General features: G+C 43.9%; 19 protein-coding genes. 10 read left to right on the top strand and 9 right to left on the bottom strand.

What is annotated here, in order from left to right; all coding sequences use genetic code 11:
* Positions 1 to 158: 158 nt before the first annotated feature.
* On the bottom strand, positions 159 to 992 hold the full coding sequence (locus IFO66_RS19560) for a carbamoyl transferase (protein ID WP_225445913.1): 834 nt from the start codon (positions 990 to 992) through the stop codon (positions 159 to 161).
* A gap of 7 nt (positions 993 to 999) precedes the next feature.
* Positions 1,000 to 2,964, bottom strand: coding sequence for a M1 family metallopeptidase (locus IFO66_RS19555; RefSeq protein ID WP_192026775.1), 1,965 nt, complete (start codon positions 2,962 to 2,964; stop codon positions 1,000 to 1,002).
* 155 nt (positions 2,965 to 3,119) lie between these two features.
* Here IFO66_RS19555 and IFO66_RS19550 point away from each other — a divergent pair, with 155 nt between their 5' ends.
* Positions 3,120 to 3,623 (top strand): YwhD family protein, encoded by a 504-nt coding sequence (locus IFO66_RS19550; protein WP_028594945.1) that lies wholly within the window; start codon positions 3,120 to 3,122, stop codon positions 3,621 to 3,623.
* 367 nt (positions 3,624 to 3,990) lie between these two features.
* Here IFO66_RS19550 and IFO66_RS19545 read toward each other — a convergent pair whose 3' ends face one another.
* The gene (locus IFO66_RS19545) at positions 3,991 to 4,611 is read right to left on the bottom strand and encodes a TetR family transcriptional regulator (protein WP_192026774.1); all 621 of its coding nucleotides are present in this window, start codon (positions 4,609 to 4,611) and stop codon (positions 3,991 to 3,993) included.
* Positions 4,612 to 4,856: 245 nt separating this feature from the next.
* On the opposite strand from IFO66_RS19545, the gene IFO66_RS19540 reads away from it, so the two are divergent.
* Positions 4,857 to 7,103, top strand: coding sequence for an MMPL family transporter (locus IFO66_RS19540; protein ID WP_192026773.1), 2,247 nt, complete (start codon positions 4,857 to 4,859; stop codon positions 7,101 to 7,103).
* A 105-nt stretch (positions 7,104 to 7,208) separates the two neighbouring features.
* Here IFO66_RS19540 and IFO66_RS19535 read toward each other — a convergent pair whose 3' ends face one another.
* Both IFO66_RS19535 and IFO66_RS19530 read right to left on the bottom strand, forming a co-directional pair.
* Positions 7,209 to 9,269, bottom strand: a complete 2,061-nt coding sequence (locus IFO66_RS19535) for a transglycosylase domain-containing protein (protein ID WP_192026772.1) — start codon at positions 9,267 to 9,269, stop codon at positions 7,209 to 7,211.
* Positions 9,270 to 9,404: 135 nt separating this feature from the next.
* Positions 9,405 to 9,770: a hypothetical protein gene (locus IFO66_RS19530; protein WP_192026771.1), complete on the bottom strand. Its 366-nt coding sequence runs from the start codon at positions 9,768 to 9,770 to the stop codon at positions 9,405 to 9,407.
* A 287-nt stretch (positions 9,771 to 10,057) separates the two neighbouring features.
* Here IFO66_RS19530 and speE point away from each other — a divergent pair, with 287 nt between their 5' ends.
* Together speE and speB are read left to right on the top strand one after the other, a co-directional pair.
* Positions 10,058 to 10,885: a polyamine aminopropyltransferase gene (gene speE, locus IFO66_RS19525; RefSeq protein WP_192026770.1), complete on the top strand. Its 828-nt coding sequence runs from the start codon at positions 10,058 to 10,060 to the stop codon at positions 10,883 to 10,885.
* A gap of 25 nt (positions 10,886 to 10,910) precedes the next feature.
* Entirely contained in the window at positions 10,911 to 11,780 is an 870-nt protein-coding gene (gene speB, locus IFO66_RS19520; protein ID WP_028594950.1) for an agmatinase, read from the top strand.
* A 212-nt stretch (positions 11,781 to 11,992) separates the two neighbouring features.
* Here speB and IFO66_RS19515 read toward each other — a convergent pair whose 3' ends face one another.
* The 4 genes from IFO66_RS19515 to IFO66_RS19500 all read right to left on the bottom strand — a co-directional run bounded on the left by IFO66_RS19515 (position 11,993) and on the right by IFO66_RS19500 (position 15,425).
* A complete protein-coding gene (locus IFO66_RS19515) occupies positions 11,993 to 12,403 on the bottom strand; it encodes a hypothetical protein (protein ID WP_192026769.1) in 411 nt (136 codons plus the stop codon).
* A gap of 20 nt (positions 12,404 to 12,423) precedes the next feature.
* Entirely contained in the window at positions 12,424 to 12,831 is a 408-nt protein-coding gene (locus tag IFO66_RS19510) for a hypothetical protein (protein ID WP_192026768.1), read from the bottom strand.
* 213 nt (positions 12,832 to 13,044) lie between these two features.
* Positions 13,045 to 14,193 carry a S41 family peptidase gene (locus tag IFO66_RS19505; RefSeq protein WP_192026767.1) on the bottom strand — a complete coding sequence of 383 codons (1,149 nt, stop codon included), beginning with the start codon at positions 14,191 to 14,193 and terminating at the stop codon, positions 13,045 to 13,047.
* Positions 14,194 to 14,195: 2 nt separating this feature from the next.
* Entirely contained in the window at positions 14,196 to 15,425 is a 1,230-nt protein-coding gene (locus tag IFO66_RS19500; protein ID WP_192026766.1) for a copper amine oxidase N-terminal domain-containing protein, read from the bottom strand.
* 325 nt (positions 15,426 to 15,750) lie between these two features.
* Between IFO66_RS19500 and IFO66_RS19495 the strand changes: the two genes are divergently transcribed.
* The 6 genes from IFO66_RS19495 to IFO66_RS19470 all read left to right on the top strand — a co-directional run bounded on the left by IFO66_RS19495 (position 15,751) and on the right by IFO66_RS19470 (position 22,144).
* Entirely contained in the window at positions 15,751 to 16,275 is a 525-nt protein-coding gene (locus IFO66_RS19495) for a tubby C-terminal domain-like protein (protein ID WP_192026765.1), read from the top strand.
* A gap of 132 nt (positions 16,276 to 16,407) precedes the next feature.
* Positions 16,408 to 16,980 (top strand): YwiB family protein, encoded by a 573-nt coding sequence (locus IFO66_RS19490; RefSeq protein WP_192026764.1) that lies wholly within the window; start codon positions 16,408 to 16,410, stop codon positions 16,978 to 16,980.
* Positions 16,981 to 16,982: 2 nt separating this feature from the next.
* Positions 16,983 to 18,662, top strand: a complete 1,680-nt coding sequence (argS, locus tag IFO66_RS19485) for an arginine--tRNA ligase (RefSeq protein WP_192026763.1) — start codon at positions 16,983 to 16,985, stop codon at positions 18,660 to 18,662.
* 206 nt (positions 18,663 to 18,868) lie between these two features.
* Positions 18,869 to 20,626, top strand: a complete 1,758-nt coding sequence (locus tag IFO66_RS19480; protein WP_192026762.1) for a sensor histidine kinase — start codon at positions 18,869 to 18,871, stop codon at positions 20,624 to 20,626.
* 2 nt (positions 20,627 to 20,628) lie between these two features.
* Positions 20,629 to 21,390, top strand: coding sequence for a LytTR family transcriptional regulator DNA-binding domain-containing protein (locus tag IFO66_RS19475; RefSeq protein ID WP_192026761.1), 762 nt, complete (start codon positions 20,629 to 20,631; stop codon positions 21,388 to 21,390).
* Positions 21,391 to 21,583: 193 nt separating this feature from the next.
* The gene (locus IFO66_RS19470; protein ID WP_225445920.1) at positions 21,584 to 22,144 is read left to right on the top strand and encodes an ECF-type riboflavin transporter substrate-binding protein; all 561 of its coding nucleotides are present in this window, start codon (positions 21,584 to 21,586) and stop codon (positions 22,142 to 22,144) included.
* Positions 22,145 to 22,162 lie beyond the last annotated feature (18 nt).

Raw genomic sequence — 22,162 nt, 5'->3', positions numbered from 1 at the left:
GGTTTATTTTAACAGACATTTTCCGATTTTACAAACTGCTTATGTCCAAAAACGCAAAAAAACTTGCTTAAACCCATCGTTTAGGCTCAAGCAAGCGTTTACTTCATTCTTTTTTGTTTATTTTCTCACTATATCTCGATTTTACGCATGCAATCTGTTCAAAACGGCCTGTTGTCGATCTTTTGCCACACATCAAACCGACTAGAAAGACTCCATATTTGTAACAAAGTCCTTATGGCTGGATAAGCCTGCTGTAATAAAAGTGCGGTCATTCCTGTCCAAAACATGGCTGCCGCTGTTACTAGTGCACTTCCGAGAAAACCTATAGCAAGGAATAATAAAGATATTCCGAGAATAGGCAGGAGGCCACGCACACCAGTAACCAAGGCTGGCCCTATCGATTGTTCACTGGCCTTTCCAAATTGCATAAATAAGAACAAGTGATGTACAATCCAGCCACCGGCAAGCCACAGAACGAGTAATGGTGCTGCATTTTGTAATAGTTCAGTTGCACCCATAGTACTTTCTAGAAGGGCCGTTAATTTGGGTACGATCCAATAGGCAGGGAGAAGAACAATAATCATTTCGAATATATATAGCAAGCTCATCGATTTCCATAGTGCTTTCATACCGCGAAAGAATGCAAGTCCTTTACTATTACGTTGCGAATAAGACATGCTGTATAGCAATCCTGCATGAATGAGTGGAGTAAACAGCATCCGAAGCGCCACAAATCCGACAAGTGTCCATAAATAAGGTGCGTATTCTGTTGTTTTGGTCAATTGAAAGTGCGCCTCGATATGGAATAAAGAACGGCTTAATTCTGTTGGTGCAGGCTCAGGATAGCGTTGCAGCAACGGAACGACGATATGATCAATGAAGCGGTATAAGAAGAATCCCCATAACAGCTGATACATAAATAGAATAATCCAGATGTATAGATGCTCTTTGACCCAATCCCATCCCGCACGAATATGAGTTTTCATCGTCATCTACTGATCACCATCCTAACAGCTTACTCATCATTTCGATCCATTTCATTGCTGTCCAATCGACACGAGTGCGTACTGGTTCTTTTACAGACGCCTTCATGTAGTTATTAATTTGTTTGTTGTCCAACACGATTGTATGCAGAGGGTCGACGAATACCCAAGAGAGCGGTGAGGAATGGGTCAGCTTGTATTGTATGCGATCTCCTTCGCCGGACCATACTTTTCTCGTTGTACTCCCATCTTCGAATCGGAATACAATGGGCACTTCGGGATAGTCGGCCCCACGTTTCGTAATATGCACGATGGATTCATACTGGTGACCGATTTCGTTTAGTTCAATAGATTCCACTGCGAAGTCAGCCATCTGTCGATCGTACACATATTGATTAAAAAAGGAAGACCAGTTCTGTTTAGTAACCGACTCGACTACACGTTGAAAGTCGGCCGTCGTAGGATGTTTAAAGCGGTATTTCTCGGTGTAGGTTTTTAAAATACGTTTCATTGTCTTTTCGCCTACTTGACGCTCTAAGGCTACGAGTACAAGCTTTGCTCTCACGTAAACATTTTCTGCATAGTGCTCTTGATTATGATACTGCCAAGCCGACTGCTTTAATGGGGCAGGGGAAGTAATGTAACTAGACTCCACCATCAAATTCGGGGTAATCCCAAATTCCGATTCCATAAGCTTATCTTCTGCGTAAGACGTAAAGCCTTCATCGAGCCAGGCTTCCTCGAATTCGTTGGAAGCGAGTAGGCCGTAGAAATATTGGTGGCCAATCTCATGTACAACGGTTCGTTCTAGGTCATAGCCTGGGCTATCGTCTCCTGCTCCAAATGTCGTTACCAGTGTTGGATATTCCATGCCGCCTGCACCGTTTGCCTCAAGTGGGGGCACTACAATAGATAAAGTGGAGTACGGATACTCTCCATACCATTGACTAAATTGGTTTAATGCAGCTTTGGCTGCATACATATAACGTTCTTTTAACGCTTGGTGCTTCGGGTCTAAATAAAGCTTAATACGCACACCAGGTATATTTTTGGACGAGAAAGGTTCTTCTACATAGATGAAATGAGGAGACGCTGCCCACGCGAAATCATGTACATCATCGGCATAAAAGTGATACACCTTATTACCATTGGCAGTCACGGGTGTTTTTGTGGGAAATCCAGTTGCTGCGACGATATAAGATTCGGGAACTTGAATTCGGACATTGAAAATCCCATAATTCGAGTAAAACTCGGAGTTGCCATGGTATTGATGCACATTCCATCCATCCGTATTGCGTCCTCTTGTACCTGCCTTTTCATAGGCTGCCAACTTCGGGAACCATTGTCCTGCCATAACGAAGTTGTCAGTGGCGCCCATGCGTGCAAATATGCTCGGTAGCTTAACTTCATATTTCATTTTTAATGTAATGCTCTCACCAGCTTTGACCGGTTGGGGTAGGCGTAGCTTAATCACCGTTCGATCTTTCGCATTGCCATCGTCTGGCTGAACATATTCCAGTCGATTCATAAGAGGCAAGCCATCTTCCGTCTGAATGGCGGTGAGCCGCATATTGCCATATCCATTTGTAGGCATTTTATCTCCCCGCAGCTTCCCTCCTGACTCTTTCATAAAAGTGGTATCCGCGGATTCAAAGGCATTCGGATAGAGGTGGAAATACAGCTCATTTACGGTTTTGCGCCCTGGATTACTCCAAGTTACTGCTTGCAAGCCGCGTAGGGTCTTGGACGCCTCGTCCAATTTCACGTCAATATGATACTCTGCAACTCGCTCTGAGCGTGGAGTATCGATCGGAGGTGGTGGGGGAGCAGTGGGCCCCTCTTTCCTCGTAATTTGTCCGGCTGCTTCAGGTCCGACTGAAGGGACTAGTTCATTAGGCAGCAGCCATATTAGCAAGCAGAACCCCGTTGTCATCAATGCGATAGCATATAAGGCGGAGCGATAAGCATGAGCTCGGGTCATTGATTTGTACCTCCCGTTGACAAGCATCTACCGCATGTATATGTTGGCTTTTATCCGATTATTAGCTAAAATAAAAAATGATTGTGATCCGGTTGTATGCTGCTATCTAGACAATAAGGAGAGAGCATCTGCATACGAGGAAGGAGTAATAGACAATGGAACAAGAAAAGAAAGCTAAGAAGCAGCTTGCATTTAATGTTGTAAGCAGCAATGATAAGCATAAAGGATTCGGTGCAGGCAGCATCGATCTGAATAGTGTATCTCCAGTCATTATCGATGAGGGCCGAGCTTACATCGATATGGGTGCGATGCACGCAAAAAGTAAAGTAGAGCGTGGCATTAAATTCTCCATGAATAAGGAAGACGTGCCTAACGGTCGTCAATGCTGGATTGTATGGGTTGCGGTAGATCGTTCACCAGAAGGCTCTTTCTACGGAGGATTGTCAGCTTGCGAGATGCTGGTAGATACAGAAGCTAAGCGCGGATGGAAGATTCTAGCTGAACACGTAAATAAGATGGATTATGCGATGAAGCGCCGTGTTATCGTTGACGGACTTGGTGCTGAAGAAAAAGCAGCGCTTCGTCAATTGCTTGAAACGCATAATGCAGAATGGTGGGAACGTACTCCAGACGAGTTTAAGTCGGCGTTAGAGGCGTGATAATGATGAATAAACAACCTTTGTTCCGTAGCTTGCTGCGGTAATGAGGGTTGTTTTTTTTCTTGCTTACTTGTGGGGCTGTGAGATAGAAAGGGCACTAATAGCGGAAAAAAGACAAAAAAAGTCCCACCCCAGAATATAAAGTCGCGGGGTGGGCAAACGTCTGTTACCTAATGAAGGGATTTAATTCAACGCAAAAATGTAACCTCAAGCATTAATTCAATGGTGAATCATGTCTAAAGGCTACGTTACAAATATTAGCAAAATTCGCTTTCGAGTTCAATAGGTAAAATTCGACAAAGTTCGCGTAATTTCACGCCAGGCAATGTTTACTCTGACTACCAGCGTTTAAAATGCTCTTTAGCTGCTACTTCTTCATTGCTCCTTGCCAGAAAAGATCTACGATAGAGGTAGCCAACTCCTCATGAGATGAGAACAGTTGGCGCGCGCTATCGCGGTTACCCATCATGAGCAATGAGGAGAAAGCATGGGCGAGCAGCAGAGACGATCCTGATTGCAGTTGTCCTTGTGTCATCGCTTCCTCAAAATGGCGTGCGAGCAAATCATACAACATTTGCTCAGCCAAGCGAATTCGCTGTACGTGTTCCTCAGATAGCTGTTTTTCTGCCTCTTTTAACATCGTTTCCAAGTCACTATGGGGCCGCGCAATCTTAACATAAGCGACACGTTCCAAACGATCGCGCAAATGCCCTTCACTATCCATTAGAGATTTAGTCGCCTGATGTGCAATTGTCAGCATATGTTCGATAGACGCGGTGAAAAGTTCGGCCTTGTTGGAGTAGTAGTAATAAATAGTAGCTTTCGTAACGCCGCATATAGCAGCAATTTGCTGTAAAGATATAGCTTCATATCCTTGTTCCATAAATGTCTTGGCAGCTGTTCGAATAATGAGCTCCTGAATAGGCATATCTTGTTCATTGAGTTTCGGTCTGCCAGGGGTACGAGATGTTCGTTTTTGCTTCAACACGTATAAGGTCACTCCATTTCCAGAATAAGTGCATCTATATAATAAAAAAAGTACTTGTTTAAATATTAACCTTCGGGTATATATAATATTATGATTTCTTAATTCATACGTTTAGACAACAGATTTAGTCGGACTTTAGTTATGGTCTAGTATACCTTTCTACGCTGTAAAAATCACCCGCAGCATGGGTAGAGAACGAAGTAACTATTGGTGAGTAGGTGTAACCGAAATAAAGGAGGAGCACAATGGAAAGTTATCGTGGAGTAACCAGGTGGGTTACTGGAAAGTATGGCAGATGGATAACACTAGCGGTCTGGATTGCTGTTGTGATCGTGTTAAGCTTCATTTGGCCGAATGTTAATTCACAAGAGAAAAATAATGAGCCAAGTCTGCCTGATTCGGCTCCGTCTGTTCAGGCGGAACAAATAGCCAACAAACAATTTCCAAGTGCAGAAGGCTCACCAGCACTGACCGTATGGAAGCGTGAGGGAGGCATCCAGGTCGAAGATATTCAAAAGCTGCAGGCATTAACGAAGCAATGGGAGCAATCTCCTTTGCCGTATATGGAAAAGGTTATACCTTTGCATCAACTCCCAGCCCCTGCGGTAATGTCGCAGTTATCGGATGATCGTTCTACGCTCGTCCTTCCAGTTATTTTTGAAGAACAGGCAGATCCTGACCAATTAAAAGAAGGTGTGGAACAGTTAAAGCGAGATGTCACAGCTCAGTTCGTTGATGATCCATTCAACGCAAGTTTAGATGATAAGGAGAAGCTGTCTGCCCGTATTACCGGGCCTGTTGGTATTCAAATTGATGCTACAGGATTGTTTAAAAATGCAGATGTATCCTTGCTTATTGGAACGGTTCTGCTTGTTGTGGTCATATTGTTGCTTATTTATCGCTCGCCGATACTCGCACTCATTCCATTAATTGCGGTAGGGTTCGCCTTTGGTGTTACGAGTCCAATATTAGGATACATGGCTCAACAAGGCTGGATTACGGTGGATGCGCAAGCCATTTCCATTATGACAGTCCTTTTGTTTGGCGCTGGTACGGATTACTGCTTATTCCTAATTTCGCATTATCGACAGATGTTGACGGTAGAAGCTAATAAAGTTCGCGCCTTAGTCTCTGCCTTCCGTGGTTCGGCAGGTGCTATTGCAATGAGCGGTCTTACGGTTGTGCTTGCACTATTTGCCCTGCTGCTTGCTGAATATGGGCCTTATCAGCGTTTTGCTGTGCCATTCAGTATTTCGATATTTATTATGGGGATAGCTAGTTTGACGCTAGTTCCTGCTATGCTTGCTATTCTAGGGAGAGTTTCCTTCTTCCCATTCATTCCTCGCACACCACAGATGCAGGAAGAAAGAGCGAAACGTACTGGTAAGACAGGTCGCATTCAGGAGAAGCAGGCTAACCCTTCAGACAGTCGTGTAGGGAGGTTGGTTGTGAGTAGACCTTGGAGTGTTATTGTCGCGACGCTTCTTTTGCTAGGTGGCCTTGCAAGCTTCTCACCACAAATCAAGTATACGTATGATCTGTTGTCTTCCTTTCCGTCCAGCATGGAATCCAGAGAAGGATTTACAGTAATCGGAGAGCAATTTGCGGTTGGTAAACTGGCTCCCGTTCAAGTCATCTATGATTCAAATGGCAAGCCAACTTCCGTGGAAGAGGCTTTGAGCGCCCTGCCGTTTGTATCCAATGTGTCCGAACCTCAAGTGGGGCAGGAAAACAAAGAGATTATCGCTCACAACATTGAGTTGGATATAAACCCTTACTCCACAGAGGCAATGGAGCATATACCAGCTATTCGTTCGACGGTAGAGCTATCGCTTCAGCAAGCAGGATTGTCGGAAGTTGAACAAAAAGTATGGATAGGCGGTCAAACTGCTGCACAGTATGATACGAAGGTAATAGGCCAACGAGATACACAGCTTATTATTCCAGTTGTTATTGGTCTTATTTCCTTATTGCTGCTCATTTATTTGCGCTCCATTGTCGCGACTATATATTTAATTGCTACGGTAGTGTTGTCGTATTTCTCTGCACTAGGTCTGGGGTGGATCATTTTCCATTATGGATTCGGTGTAGAGGCGATACAAGGCGCAATACCGCTCTATGCATTTGTCTTTCTTGTTGCCTTAGGTGAGGACTATAACATTTTTATGGTGTCTCGTATTTGGCAAAAGAGCCGGTCTTTGCCGCTAAAGCAAGCTATTCGTGAAGGTGTCAGTGAGACGAGTTCCGTCATCACTTCGGCTGGAATTATACTAGCGGGCACATTTGCAGTACTTGCCTCTTTACCTATTCAAGTGTTAGTGCAGTTTGGTACAGTTACGGCGCTAGGTGTACTACTTGATACGTTTATTGTTCGCCCGCTGTTAGTGCCAGCAATTACGGCTGTATTAGGACGTGCTGCTTTTTGGCCGGGATTACATCTGAAGGTTGATAGAGGGCAATTAAATAGCTCAACTACAATGGAAGAATCCTAGTTGCTCAGCAGACTTTTTAAATTGAATAGTAAAACATAAGTAAGAACAATAAATAAAAGCCCTGTAGAAGCATCTTCAGGGCTTTTACTTCATTTATTTCCATTTTTAATCCGACCACCAGCGTTTAAAATGCTGCCACCAAGACTTTTTCTTATCTTCTGCTTCGGGTAATATAGTTTCTGACTTAGACTTGCGGACTTGTTGTTGATCATGCTCATTACATATTTCTTTAGGTTCTGTACCACGAACAAAGGTTTCAAGTTGTTTGGCATTACAGCCTTCGCCCGCAAGCTTCCCGGTATTCGGATCAATATAGGTACTTACAATGTTATCTGGTACAGGGAACAGCTTCGGTGGTACATTCGCCAATGCTTTTTCAGTGAACTGGGCAAATATCGGCGCGGATCGACGAGCGTCTGTCTGTGTTATCTTTTTGCCTTTGTCATAGCCTACCCAAACGGCGGTTGCCAGCTCAGGTGTATAACCAACGATCCAAGAATCGGAATCAGTTGTTCCTGTTTTGCCAGCTACAGGTCGTTTAATAAGGGTTGATACCCGATTACCTGTTCCTCCTGCCTCAAATACACTCTCCATCAGGTTAGTAAGGATATATGCCTCCTCGGGGAGGACAACTTGCTGCTCCACAGGTGCGGGTGCTTCATACAATAAACGTCCACCCGCATCGGTTACCGCTAGCACGGTACGCGGGGTTACTTGCCGCCCTTCATTGCTAAGTACAGCATAGGCGGTTGCCATTTGAAAAGGACTAACAGGAAAAGTGCCTAATGCTAACGAGGGAAGAGGCTTAAGTCCATTGTGAATGCCCAATCTCTCCGCCATACGAACAACTTGCTCAGCGCCAACTTGCATCAACGTATTGACGGCATAAATATTATCCGATGCTGCAATGGCTTGTCGAAGCATAATATCCCCATAATATTTATCGCCATAGTTGTTAGGCTTGTACACTTTGCGGCCCTCGTCATAGGTAAATGAAGTCGGTTGGCTCACGAAGCGCGTAGCTGACGTTATAGCTTTCTTTTCAAGTGCAGCTAGATAGACGATTGGCTTAAATGATGAGCCAGGCTGCCTTGTCTCCGCAAAAACGCGATTGTATTGATTGGTGCGATAGTCCTTGCCTCCAATCATTGCTTTTACATCACCTGAGCGAGGGTCAATGGAAACCATGGCTGCCTGCAATTCGCCTTCCTCAGGGATATGCTTAGCTATTGCAGCTTCGGCGGCTGCTTGAGCCTGACGATCCAGCGTCGTATAGATACGAAGGCCCCCTGTGGCAAGTGTTGCCTCGGAAATCCCTAGTGCACTCAATTCTTTTTTTACATAATCACGAAAATACGGGGCAACCAGCAGCTCAGAACGATCGGTACGTGAACGGAACGTGAGCACTTCGTCATACGCTTTTTTGGCCTGAAGTTCTGTAATTTGACCAAGCTCAACCATGCCGCGAAGGATAACTTGCTGTCGATCTTTTGCATTTTTCATATTTAACCAAGGCGAATAATAAGAAGGCCCGCGCGGGATGCCGACAAGCATCGCACTTTCAGCAAGCGACAGCTTATGAGCTGATTTGCCGAAGTACATTTGTGAGGCAGCTTCGATTCCGTAAGAGCCGTGCCCGTAGTAGACGTTATTTAAGTACAACGCTAAAATTTCGTCTTTGTTATATTTCATTTCAAGCTGTAAGGCGAGCAATGCCTCTTTCAGCTTGCGCTTCCATGTTCGTTCATGCGACAAATATAGATTTCGCGCCAACTGCTGTGTGAGTGTGCTTGCTCCTTGTCGTTTTGACATGTGCTCTAAGTTAACGAGAGTTGCTCTGACGATACCGCGTGCATCTATTCCCCAGTGATTATAGAAGCCACGGTCTTCTGTGGCAATTGTTCCATCGATGATATACGGTGAGATTTGATCAATCTTGACGGATTGCCGTTGCATTGATCCAGATGTAAGCATAGCAACAGGTTTACCTTCTCGGTCTAACAGCTCGGAATCCTGCTGAATTTGCGAAGGGGGCAGGTCTGTCATATATAAGTAGCCTAGTACGGTTACTGTCGTGCCTAGGCCGAGTACGAATAGAGTGATAAAGCCGGTCAACAACCATCGGAGCCAGCGGTTTTTTATTTTGCGTTGCGTTGTGACGGCCATTTCGAGTTCCTCTTTTCCTCATGCGACAGCAATGCCGCAGCTGATCTTAGTAATCAGTATGGAAAAGGAACATTAAGGATATTCATTGTAACGTGATTTGCACTCAAAATAGCTTGTTTGGGCACAACCCCTTGACTATTGAACAAAATAAATTCCGTTTATTCTATTGAAGTCATCGAAATCGACGCCAATGATTGCACTTTTTTTCTTGTATAGACGTAATTGGTTGGTCTCTGTGTTGAAAACAGGTTTATAGCTTGAAATGTCGATACCTAGTATTTGCTTAACAAGTGGCTTGGCGACGAGAACTGACTCCTTTTTTGCTGCTGAGTTTACGGCATCGATGTACTTTTTATCCAACTTGGTTATATCTACTACTTTGTAATGAGATTCATCTTGTTCAAATGTTCCTGAATAGGCAAGAGAATTAGAGCTAGTGAAGCTGAAAAATAATAGTAAGCACACAATCATAGATGTTAGTAATCGTTGGTACATTTTCATCGCTGTTCGATCTCCTTTTTTTGAATAGAAATAAGAGTGTTACGCGAATAATGAATTTAATTGCTGCAAGTCTATTTTCCATTTTACTACAGTTTAATCAGGGTGTAAGCCTGTTCATTTTTCTATCGATGATATAAATAGGTTGATTTTTGGGGGGGATTCTATATAATATCTTTTGTTTGGTGCAAATTGGAGATGAAGTGTTACGAATGTTACACCTGAACCATTACGAGCATTTCTAACTGGGACCAACGATACCATCACCAGAAGAAAGAAGGTTGATTGTTATGGAATTGTGGTTTACGGAGAAGCAAACGCCGGCATTCGGCATTACGGCAAAGGTTCGCGAGACTTATGTAGATGAACAGACGCCATTCCAACATTTAGCGATGGTGGAGACCGAAGAATTCGGCAGAATGCTCGTACTGGACGGCATGGTTATGACGACAGTTAAAGACGAGTTTGTATATCATGAAATGGTTGCTCATCCTGCGCTTGTGACGCATCCGAATCCGAAAAAAGTTCTAGTTGTAGGCGGAGGAGACGGCGGCGTTATTCGCGAAATTTTGAAGCATCCTTCTGTTGAGAAGGCTGTACTTGTTGAAATTGACGGTAAAGTCATCGAGTACTCCAAACAGTACTTGCCAGAAATCGCTGGCGAGCTGGACAACCCTCGTGTAGAAGTCATTGTTAACGATGGCTACATGCACATTTTGAACAGCAAAAATGAGTATGATGTAATTATGGTAGACTCAACAGAGCCAGTAGGCCCTGCAGCACCGCTATTCGAGCGTGGTTTCTACCAAGGCATCTACGAAGCATTGAAAGAGGATGGCCTGTTTGTTGCACAAACGGACAACCCTTGGTTCAAAGCTGATCTCATTCAGCAAGTTAACCGTGACGTGAAGGAAATCTTCCCGATCGTTCGCGTATATGGTGCGAACATTCCAACTTACCCAAGCGGTTTGTGGACGTTCACAATGGGTAGCAAGACGCATGATCCGCTCGAAGTGGATGCAGCTGCAATCCCTGATATGCCAACAAAATACTACTCCTCACGCCTTCACCATGCAGCATTCTGCTTGCCGAAGTTCGTTGAAGATTTGACGAAGTAAGCGGAGCGCAAAGGAGAAGAAGACGATGAGATTAGATCAAAAATATTCAGGCAACGTATTTATTCTAAGCTCTGACAACTATGAGGAATCCAAGGCAGTTATCTATGGTATGCCGATGGACTACACGGTATCATTCCGTCCTGGCTCCCGATTCGGCCCTGGCCGCATTCGTGAAGCATCTGTTGGATTAGAAGAATACAGCCCTTATCTCGATAAGAGCTTGGAAGAAGTAACATACTTCGATGCAGGCGACTTGCTGTTGCCATTCGGTAACGCTGCACGTAGCTTGGATGTTATTCAAGAGTATGTAGCGGGCTTGATGAAAGACAACAAGTTCCCAGTCGGGCTTGGTGGCGAACATCTTGTTTCGTGGCCGGTTATTCAAGAGGTATTTAAGAAGTACCCTGATCTCGCAATTATTCATATCGATGCGCATGCTGATTTGCGTGAAGACTATGAAGGCGAGCCGTTGTCTCACTCAACACCACTGCTTAAAGCAGCGAAGTTGATCGGCAGCAAAAATATTTATCAATTCGGCATTCGCTCTGGTTCCCGTGAGGAGTGGGCATATGCTCGTGAGAACATCAATTTCTATCCGTATGAAGTAGCTGAGCCTTTGCGCAAAGTACTTCCTGAGCTTGCTGGCCGTCCGGTGTATGTAACGATCGATATCGACGTATTGGACCCTAGCTGCGCACCTGGTACAGGTACGGCGGAAATTGGCGGTATTACGACGAAGGAATTGCTTGAAGCGATTCATCTAATTGCTGGTTCTGAAGCGAACATCGTCGGCTGCGACTTGGTTGAAGTTGCACCGATCTATGATCCAACGGAGCAAACGCAGATTGCAGCGAGCAAACTCATTCGTGAGATGCTACTGGGGTTTGTAAAATAGTATTATCTGAATAACCACCCTTCTGACTATGCGCTTGGTTTGCGTAGAAGAAGGGTGGTTTTTTGCTGCAATCAAATTGGTATTTTGTTAAATGATTGAATTCGTAGTATCACTCCACATTTTGAACTTAATTTATGTCCATCATAGTAATGATGTAGATTGCAAGGATAGTGGTCGAGTTTAGCTGTTTAGTTTTGTGAGAAAGGTTTCTTCTATTGCTTGGCGGTAATGACGAATGCAGCTTGACGTGTATAGTCGGTAGGATTGTAAAGAACCGTGACCCAGTCATAGTCATCAACAGCATAGTTGGAATTGCATATAACGAGGTCTTCTAAGTTATTTACAGCCCACCATCCTCCACTGATTGGTTTATAATTGCTATATTCCCTCCCTCTGAAGTAGAACGTGAAGAAAGAGCCCGGATCAAGGTCATAAAAAAATGTGAATCGGTAAAAGCCCTGGCCTAAATCTTGAGTTGTTTTTGCATCGTTAGGTGCAACAGTGACTTTTTGTTTCTTAGCATGGTCAGGAATATTTACCGCTGTATTAGCAGATCTAGCTGTTTTTAATATTCTTGCCGAGCCTCGAGGCTTAATCACCTTCGTGTTAAATCTAACTCGCATAGGTTACCCCTCTATTCTCTTTAATTTTGAGTTCTTCTTGCAATGATGACAAATTTGGCTTCTCTTGACTCTGTACTTGGATTATAAAGGACCGTATTCCATTGAAATTGGGAAGCGGAGTAGTTGGTAGTACAAGTCGGAAGATCAACATTATTATCTTCAATCCACCAACCCCCACTGACAGGTCTATAAACTCTGTTGTTGTCCACTTGTCTTCCGTTAAAGAGGAACTCATGAAATACGCCAGGCGCGAGGATACGGTTGTATACGAGACGATATAGATTTCCGCCATTCAAATCTTGAATATCATCTGGATTGCTTGCTCTTAATCTAGCAACCTGTTTTGTTGTATTAGCGCTTCTAACCGTCTTAATACCTCGTATCGAACTTCTAGGCTTTACAACTTTCATGTTTACTTTATATTTCATTGGAATCCCTCCTTATATATCTGCTTATAGTAAATGCAAGAAAATAGTAAGGGATTGTACTGATAGTCTGATATATTTGCATGATTTTCATAGGTAGGGCTAAAAATAAATAGAAGCGCCCAGCATATCCATCTTGAAAGAGGAATACTGGGCGCTTATTTCTAGTTATACATTCTTCATTAGGAGACAGGTAGATATAGGGCTACTTTCTTTCTATATGTTCATAAGCCCGGAGTTAACAAGTAGGCGGTTCAGCTCCGCTTTTTTATCTTTCGAAATCGCATCCGGCTGAAGTCCTTGTTGTTGAATCTTTGTCATGTCTGGTGCGAAAAATTCTTGTGTCGTCAGCATCAAGTAAGAGCCGTCGCTAAGCTCATAAGGCATTTGCATAACGCCTTTGCCGTATGTTTTGGTACCTACAACCGTTGCAAGATTATAACCTTGTAGGAAGCCTGTAAGAGCTTCTGAAGAGCTCGCTGTATACTCATTTACTAGAACCGTCATCGTGTAATCTGGCTTCTTGCCTTTATCAAGAGTAGAAGTAGATACTAATCCTGCTGGGCTCTTGTAGTAAGTGAACACGCCTTTGTCACGCAGTAAGGAGGCAACTTGTCTCGTTTCTTCCATCAGCCCGCCTGTGTTGTAGCGAAGATCGAGAATGACAGATTTCATCCCTTGTTTGCGCAGTGCATTCCACTGTGCTTCGAATTGCTCATACACCATTTGGTCCATAAATGTGTAGATGCGAATATAGCCTGTACGTTTGTCCAGCATTTGGCCTTCTACAGCGGCCATAGGAAGAACGGCGCGTTTAACTGACTTCGTCATCTTATTTTTTCCGCGTTGTACAACCATTTTGACGGATGTATCTTTTTTGCCGAATAAAACAGAGAAAATATCTTGTTTTGTTTGATTTTTAACAGCTGCACCATCGATAGAAATGATAATATCCCCTTGTTTAAAGCCTGCTTGCTCAGCAGGAGATCCTGGAGTAACCGTAACGATACGATATTGGCCTTGCTGCTTCGCGAATGTGATCCCGATATGAGCCATTTCTTCACTCTCAGACCAGTTGTTCATTTGCTCCCATTCTTTAGCCGTAATATGACGAGAAAATGGGTCATTAAGCGTAGCTGTCAGTTCCTGCATCGTATTGTTTTTAATTTGCTCTTCTGAAAATGTGATGCCGTAATGCTCTTCAATAAGCCCTGCTGCTTCTTTTTTAACTTCTAGTGAAGTCGTTGCGGCCGTTTCCGTATTTGCATATGCCTGATCAGGCTGAATAACGAAAACACCAGTTAGCAACGCAAATGTCAGGAAAAAGCTAACGATTGTACGCATAGTACGAAGTCGAAGGTTCATTATCATTCACCGCCTATTACTGTAGTTGAGATTTCGTCGATCGAAGAGACTTTCCATTTGCCATCTTCTCCTCGTTCCAACGAGTAGAGCATCGTTGATTCCATAGGTGGTGTATCCGTCTGATTCAACATCGTATATTTCTCAACCGTCGCGAAAAAGGCATGTTTGTCGTCTGCCGCAAGCACAACTTGCTGTTTGAGCTCTGCTTTCATATCAACTTGTGCAAACAAAGTTTTAAACTTGCTGGACAGCATCATTTTCACAAGATAATTATCAGCTGTAAATAGGCTGTTCAGTTTATCCCAGTTCTCCGTGTTGATGGATTCCATCACGAGGTTAGCCACATCTTTGAACGCTTGCTGATCTGCTTCAGGTAATGTTACTTTCGTTTTCTCCCAACCATCTTTCAGTTGATAGGATACGGAATTTGGTGTCATGGAAATGATGCTCTCCAGCGCTTCTTCACTCTTATCTAGCTTTACTAAGAAGGAAGTAGGCATGGTCATAGATGCAGTTGCTTGGTCACCGTTATAAACGCTGGATACGACAGTTGTGCTGACGGAAACCCCATTTTCATTCACATCTGCTACCAATACATCTTCATAGCTCGTTTTTATAAGCTTGTGGCTGTATTGACTCAGGTTCTTCTCCATTAGCTTATAGAAGTGAGATTGTTTGTCGAACATGTTCAGGTAAGCAGTTCTATCACCACTATTTTCATAGGCAGCTAATTTGGCAAAGAAGTCTTTTGTTTCTTCGAGTCGTCTCTCTTCTAGTGCTGCAGCTTGTGAATCATGCAGAGTATATGTATGTTTGGTGCCGTCTACCTTTAATTCAAGACCAATAATATCGCTTACAGAGCGCAGTGGGACATAGAGCTGTCCTTTTACTAGCTCGGCAGATGCAAGCATGTTATGGTTGGTTTCTGCATTTCCTTTATACTGCTTCACTTTCGCTGAATTTGCTTGGAATACGACGGTTTGTGAAGCGTTGCTTGCGGTCAGACTTTTATTGGTTTTGTTCCATTTGAGTTTGTAGCCGAGCTGCTGCAAGAGCGGGCGAACTTCAACTAAGGAAACTCCATTTTTAACAATTGGATTTACTTCACTAGTCGTGGACTGATCGTAGTTAATGATGATGCTAGGTGCTGCACTTGCTGTTAGGCTTCCAGTAGCGATGGTTAGTGCTAGTGTAGAAGCAATAACGGTCTTCTTCATGCTGACGTTGAACATGCTGTCCCCTCCAATTAAAATATATGCACATATATTCATGAAAAATATCCCAAAACACTATTTTCATATTATGATAATGAAATAGAGTTATTCTTCGTAATAAGTGCAGTATAAAACTTAAAAATAAAGGTTTAATTTACCAACATATTGTATCAGGAAATAAGATGAAATAGGTTAAAAATCTATTAAATATAAAATTTTTACCTCAAATTTGTATGCTTTATATTTTTTGATTTCAACTGAAAAGTTGTATTAAACTGCTTGGATTGTATGGGCGAAATGCGTAAATATCAGCAATTTATATTTTGAAAGAGGTGTAGATAAAATGGCTGTATATACATATAAACCTCATTTTTACAAAAAAAGTACAAAAGAAATAGAAATTTTAGATGAGAATCATAAAAGAATAGGGTCGATACAGAGATATTATAAAAATAAATGGATGCGTGTTGTTGATCACTTTATAGATGAATACGAAGTGAATCTTAAAGCGTTTCATGTGGATGGACATTCTCTTATTACCGTTGAGGATGTTACTCCATTGACAAAAATGATTGGTGGCGAATGGAAAATAAAGTGTGTAGATGGTGGAAATAATCGCATTTCAGACAAGACGAAGATAAAGACACATATCCGCTATGAATTACAATATAGAGAAAAGTGGTATCTCTTCACAAAAGATATAGGTAATCGGACTATGCGCGTGCAAGGCGAGTCAAATATGCTCCATGCAGAAATTACATATGATAAAATGCTTCCTCCTATGACGATTACGGTAAAGAATCATTCGGAAGAAGTTGATGTGTGGACGATAGCGTGCGTGTATTATTTGTATTCGCTTCGAGCCTAGAGCACTGCCACTTTCGAGCATTATAGGCGTTAAGGCAGAAATGGATTGCAAAAGCCCCCAAAAGGTTGCAAATTGCGGGCGTTTCCCGGATAATTGATGGAATCAGATTATTTAGGAAATGGGAGTTACACGATGGCAGACAAGGTGCACTTGTCGAACGGGAATCCGGCGGCAGCGAACAAATATCGCACCCATCTTACAATTAAGAGTGTGCAGAATAAGGAACAAGTTGAGCATACTGTGGATGCGGACGTATACTGCAAGGGCAATCATATCTACATTAGATATGAGGAGCCAATCTTGGCTGCTAAAGAGGATCGTTCCCAGGCGGTTAAGCGACGAAGTAGCTCAGCTGGAACGGCAGATGAGCAGGTCCAAGCAGCACCGGTCACAAATGTGATGCTAAAGCTCAGCGCGGACGAATGGAAGCTGACTCGACGCGGGGATGTGGAATCGGAAATGTCTTTTGCGCCCAACATGCGTTTGAACGGCTACTATCGCTCGGCAGCATTACGGTTTCCGCTCGTTACGGATACAAAGCAGTGGACACGCCGTGACCGCGCTATTGAGAAGAACGGAGTTATTGCGCATTTACCAGAGTATGTCGCATGGGCATACGACTTATATATAGAAGAAGACTGCGTCGGACAATTTGCTTTGGCATTGACATTGGATTGGTCGAGCACATCAGAGAGGGAGCAATGAATATGAGTACTGGAGTTATTGAACGGATTAATCAAGGGGTTATAAAGGCTATTGAAGAATCAATTCTAAAAGCAGGTATCGTAACACGTGAGGAAATGCCTGCATTTGTAATAGAAGTTCCGAAAGACAAGACACACGGTGACTTGGCGACCAACGTAGCGATGCAGCTTACTCGTATTGCGAAGCGCAACCCTCGTCAAATTGCAGAGGCGATTATCGAGAATTTGGATAATGCTGCGGCTTTCATTGAGAGCGCGGAAATTGCAGGCCCAGGCTTCATTAACTTCCGTATGAATAAGAGCTATTTGTACGATGTGGTAAAAGAAGTAGCAGAGCAAGGTGACAACTACGGTCGTATTACAGCGGGTGCAGGACAACGTGTACAAATGGAGTTTGTTAGTGCGAACCCGACAGGAAGCCTTCACTTAGGTCATGCCCGTGGTGCAGCTGTTGGTGATGCAATTTGTAACGTACTAGACTTCGCGGGTTATGAAGTAACACGCGAGTACTATATTAACGATGCGGGTAATCAAGTAGTGAACTTGATTCTGTCTCTTGAATGCCGCTATAAGCAAGCGCTTGGGCTTGACGCAGAAATGCCAGCAGATGGCTATCATGGCGAAGATATTAAAGGCTTTGCACAAGAGTTAGTTGAGCAAGAAGGCGATCGCCTTCTCCAGCTATCAGAAGAAGAGCGCACGAAGTTCTTCCGTGAATTCGGTTTGAAGAAAGAATTAGATAAAATTAAGCGTGACTTGGCTCGTTTCAAAGTTGGCTTTGACGTGTGGTTCAGCGAGACTTCCTTGTACGAGAGCGGCGTAATCACGCAAGCGTTGGATGAGCTGAAAGCACGTGGAAAAGTGTTTGAAGAAGGCGGCGCTACATGGCTGCGTACGACAGAGTACGGCGACGATAAGGACCGTGTATTGATTAAAAATGACGGTACTTACACGTACTTGACGCCAGACATCGCTTACCACCGTGATAAATATGCTCGTGGCTTTGATCGTGTCATGAACATCTGGGGTGCTGACCACCATGGTTATATTCCTCGTATGAAGGCAGCTATGGAGGCACTTGGCAATGATCCAGATAAGCTGATCGTGCTCGTAGCGCAAATGGTAAGCTTGTTCCAAGATGGCGAGAAAGTGAAGATGTCTAAGCGTACAGGTAAAGCTGTAACGATGGAAGATTTGATGGACGAAGTTGGCGTAGACGCAATTCGCTACTTCTTCACAATGCGTTCGACAGATTCTCATCTTGATTTCGATATGGATTTGGCGATTTCCAAATCCAACGAAAACCCTGTCTTCTACGTACAGTATGCGCATGCACGTATTTGCAGCATCTACCGTCAAGCAGAAGAGCAAGGTGTTGCTCTTAAGCCATTGAACGAAGTGAACCTCAGCACATTGACAGCTGAGCATGAACTTGACTTGCTGCGCAAGATGGGTGAACTTCAAGCGGAAATCGAAGTTGCAGCACGCGACTATGCACCACATCGCTTAATCCGCTATGTGTATGAGCTTGCATCTATGCTGCACAGCTACTACAAGGCAGAGCGCGTTATTACGGAAGATGCAGAGCAAACACAAGCTCGCTTGGCACTTCTAGGCGCAGTTCGCACAGTAATTGCGAACGTCCTTCGTCTTGTGGGCGTATCCGCTCCAGATCGTATGTAATTTCAAAATTCTAGCATTAGGCTAGTACATGTATAGAATGATGTAACGGGCGGTATCACCTTAATGGTGATACCGTTTTTTATTGTTTATGTTTCTCTCAGGTACTCCCTGTCATATTTATCCTGTAGCTTGACCTCCTCGCATTTGCCCTGTTCTTGTATAATGAAGTCACAGAAAATAAATAGAAGCACGGGGGTGCCTATTCCATGTTACAATTACTTCCTCTTATGCTAGAGAGAGTAGGTATCTTGCTTATTATCGCCTTCGTCCTATCTAGGATGAAGTCGTTCCGACGGATTATACACTATGAGCATGGCTGGAAAGAAAAAGTGCTGCTCATTGTCGTATTTGGTTCATTTGGCGTCGTTAGTAACTATACGGGGGTACACATATACAATGAGCTCGTATCTTCGCAAGCATGGAATGTAGCTGTTGATCCCGATAGCGCGATTGCAAATACCCGAATTATGGGAGTCGTCATTGGTGGTTTGTTGGGCGGTCCGCTTGTTGGATCGGGTGTAGGTGTAATTGCAGGATTGCATCGCTTGTTTCTAGGGGGATTCACGGCCATTGCCTGTGCGTTTTCCACCATTGCGGCAGGTATTGTAACCGGATTCATTGCCCGTAAATTCCGGATTCGCAATCCGCATGCGCCTTGGCATGCGGCGGGAATCGGTATTTTAATGGAATGTGCCCAAATGGGTATTATTTTGCTAGTAGCGGCTCCGTCAACCGAGGCATTTGCACTTGTGCAGGTTATTGCTGTACCGATGATTGTGATAAATGGCTTTGGTACGTATTTATTTATGACGATTATCCAATCCATTTTTCAAGAAGAAGAACGTTCGAGAGCTGTGCAAACGCATAAGGTGCTGCACATCGCGGATCAAACGTTACCGTATTTTCGTCAAGGTTTAAGTGCGAGCTCTTGCCGCGAAGCGGCGCTCATTATATTGAAAGAAACGAATGCGGATGCCATCTCGATTACGGATAGAACACGGATCCTCGCCCATGTAGGCGTAGGCGCTGATCATCATATTGCTTTGCAGCCAATTACGACAAGGTTAACTCGGCGAGTTTTGGACGAGGGGCTCGTGCATAAGGCTTGTTCCCGCGAAGAAATTCAATGTTCCAGTGGGCACTGTCCACTGCATGGGGCATATGTGATACCGCTGTATGTGCGCAACAAGACGGTAGGGACATTGAAGCTATACTTTAAAAGTCCATCTCGGCTAGATCAAGTAGAGAAGGAGCTTGCTGAAGGTCTTGGCAAGCTGTTCTCCAATCAACTGGAGTTGGCAGAAGCAGAGCTGCAGAGCAGGTTGCTGAAGGATGCAGAGATTAAAGCACTACAGGCACAAGTCCATCCGCACTTCTTATTCAATGCGATTAACACGATATCTGTACTCTGTAGAACGAACCCGGAACAAGCACGCAAGTTGCTGCAGCAGCTTAGTGTCTTTTTCCGCAGCAATCTCCAAGGGGCTCGCTCGATGCTTATTCCGCTTCACAAAGAGCTAGAGCATGTAGAAGCTTATTTGTCGCTTGAGCAGGCTCGTTTTCCGGGTAAGTATACGATTGAATTTTGCATTGATCCTTCGTTTAAGGAAGTGCTCATTCCGCCGTTTACTTTACAGCCGTTAGTGGAGAATGCAGTGAGGCATGGATTCGGCAAAGGTTTTAAAGGAACAGGATATGTTCGTATTTGCTCGGAGGCGGAGGGAGATACGATGGTGCTTATAACGGAAGATAATGGTAGCGGCATCTCGACAGATGCTATCGGTGCACTGGGCAGGGAAGTAGTGCCTTCGCAGGAGGGTACGGGAACAGCACTTGTTAATATTCGCAGTCGGATTCAAGAAATTTACGGCAGCCAAGCTTCTTTTATAGTAGAGAGCAGTCTAGGAGAAGGGACTACGGTAATCATTAAACTGCCGCGAAATGACACTAAGGAAGGTGCATAGGCGTGATTAGAGCGTTTGTTGTTGATGATGAGCCATTGGCAAGGGATGAGCTCATGTATTTGCTTCGCAGAACGAAGCGGGTGGACATTGTTGGAGAAGCTGAGTCGTATGAAGAGGCGATGGATGGCATTCAGGAAACAACACCTGACGTGATCTTTCTCGATATTCAGCTGACAGATGCAACAGGCATTGAGATTGCAGAGCGACTTAAAGAAGACGGATGTCAATCTGCTATCGTATTTGCGACAGCTTATGATGAATATGCGCTAAAAGCATTTGAGTTGAATGCTGCAGACTACATCTTAAAACCGTACGAAGAGGCACGTGTACAGCAAACGGTAGAGAAACTTATTCAGCGGCTAGCTGTAGTACCTACGTCTCAGCCTATTGCAGTGAGTGGGGCTGTTAACTCTAACGCTGCTAAAGCTGTGGAGCGAACAGAACGGTTAGCAGTGACCGTAGATGAGCGAATTGCGGTTCTACATGTTGACCGTATTATTTATATCGAGTCTGAAGAAGGTAAGGCAGTCGTTGTGACGGAAGGGCAGCGATATAAGGTATGTGAAGCGTTGACGGTGCTGGAGCGCAAGCTGAATCATCCTTCTATGCTACGTGTTCATCGCTCCTATTTAGTTAATGTAGATTATGTAAAAGAGATTGAACCATGGTTCAATTCTACGTATGTGATGAAAATGAAAGACGGTGCAAGTATACCGGTCAGCCGCACGTATGTGAAAGACTTGAAGCAGAAACTTGGTCTATAAAAGGCAGGCAAAATATTGGTGCATAATTACACGCACCTTGCTATAATAATGCTTGCAATCTAAGCCATTTGCCATAGAAGGCAGTGGCTTGTTTTATGTTCAACTAGATTGGCATATAGATTGTAATATACAAATGATGCTACCTGCTCAAGCAGGCGCGCGATAAATCCATATTGGGGAAGAAAGGGTGAAGATGATGAAGCAATCTATTTTCAACTTGGACACGAAGACGGTTGTTGCGATTGGAATCGGAGCGGCATTGTACGGTTTGCTTAACTGGGTTTCGATTCCGGTAGCACCACAGACTGGACTGCGTCCAGCAATTGCAATCTTGACGATATTTGGAGCTTTGTTCGGTCCTATCGTTGGCTTTTTGAGCGGGGCTATCGGTCACATCGTGTTCGACTTATCTAGTGGAACGATCTGGTGGTCTTGGGTGTTGGGATCGGCGATTAGCGGTCTAGGTATGGGACTCGTATTTATGAGCAAGTCATTTAGTGTTAAAGAAGGGCGTGCAACTAAAGGTAATATTGCGACTTTAGCTATTGTCGGATCATTGGCATTGGTCGTTGGTTTCGGTATTTCTAGCGTGCTTGATATTTATCTATTTGGAGAAGCGCCAGATAAAATGCTATTGCAATTCACCGCGGCTTCTTTGGCTAACATTACCGTGCATGTCATTCTAGGTGTTGGTGCTGTACTTGGATTGTTGAAAGTGAATCGCAGCAATTCCAATCTCAAAGTATCAAAGTAATAGGATTGCAGAAATCCT

It is taken from the genome of Paenibacillus arenosi, from assembly GCF_014841135.1.
Classification (GTDB): domain Bacteria; phylum Bacillota; class Bacilli; order Paenibacillales; family Paenibacillaceae; genus Paenibacillus_B; species Paenibacillus_B arenosi.
Note: the sequence above shows the minus strand (reverse complement) of the source record. Positions and strands in the feature narration are given on the sequence as shown.

Excerpts from the sequence above, each read along its gene's own strand:
- IFO66_RS19560 (WP_225445913.1), bottom strand. The coding sequence starts at position 992 with ATGACGATGAAAACTCATATTCGTGCGGGATGGGATTGGGTCAAAGAG.
- IFO66_RS19555 (WP_192026775.1), bottom strand. The coding sequence starts at position 2,964 with ATGACCCGAGCTCATGCTTATCGCTCCGCCTTATATGCTATCGCATTG.
- IFO66_RS19550 (WP_028594945.1), top strand. The coding sequence starts at position 3,120 with ATGGAACAAGAAAAGAAAGCTAAGAAGCAGCTTGCATTTAATGTTGTA.
- IFO66_RS19540 (WP_192026773.1), top strand. The coding sequence starts at position 4,857 with ATGGAAAGTTATCGTGGAGTAACCAGGTGGGTTACTGGAAAGTATGGC.
- IFO66_RS19535 (WP_192026772.1), bottom strand. The coding sequence starts at position 9,269 with ATGGCCGTCACAACGCAACGCAAAATAAAAAACCGCTGGCTCCGATGG.
- IFO66_RS19530 (WP_192026771.1), bottom strand. The coding sequence starts at position 9,770 with ATGAAAATGTACCAACGATTACTAACATCTATGATTGTGTGCTTACTA.
- speE (WP_192026770.1), top strand. The coding sequence starts at position 10,058 with ATGGAATTGTGGTTTACGGAGAAGCAAACGCCGGCATTCGGCATTACG.
- speB (WP_028594950.1), top strand. The coding sequence starts at position 10,911 with ATGAGATTAGATCAAAAATATTCAGGCAACGTATTTATTCTAAGCTCT.
- IFO66_RS19515 (WP_192026769.1), bottom strand. The coding sequence starts at position 12,403 with ATGCGAGTTAGATTTAACACGAAGGTGATTAAGCCTCGAGGCTCGGCA.
- IFO66_RS19510 (WP_192026768.1), bottom strand. The coding sequence starts at position 12,831 with ATGAAATATAAAGTAAACATGAAAGTTGTAAAGCCTAGAAGTTCGATA.
- IFO66_RS19505 (WP_192026767.1), bottom strand. The coding sequence starts at position 14,193 with ATGAACCTTCGACTTCGTACTATGCGTACAATCGTTAGCTTTTTCCTG.
- IFO66_RS19500 (WP_192026766.1), bottom strand. The coding sequence starts at position 15,425 with ATGTTCAACGTCAGCATGAAGAAGACCGTTATTGCTTCTACACTAGCA.
- IFO66_RS19495 (WP_192026765.1), top strand. The coding sequence starts at position 15,751 with ATGGCTGTATATACATATAAACCTCATTTTTACAAAAAAAGTACAAAA.
- IFO66_RS19490 (WP_192026764.1), top strand. The coding sequence starts at position 16,408 with ATGGCAGACAAGGTGCACTTGTCGAACGGGAATCCGGCGGCAGCGAAC.
- argS (WP_192026763.1), top strand. The coding sequence starts at position 16,983 with ATGAGTACTGGAGTTATTGAACGGATTAATCAAGGGGTTATAAAGGCT.
- IFO66_RS19480 (WP_192026762.1), top strand. The coding sequence starts at position 18,869 with ATGTTACAATTACTTCCTCTTATGCTAGAGAGAGTAGGTATCTTGCTT.
- IFO66_RS19470 (WP_225445920.1), top strand. The coding sequence starts at position 21,584 with ATGATGAAGCAATCTATTTTCAACTTGGACACGAAGACGGTTGTTGCG.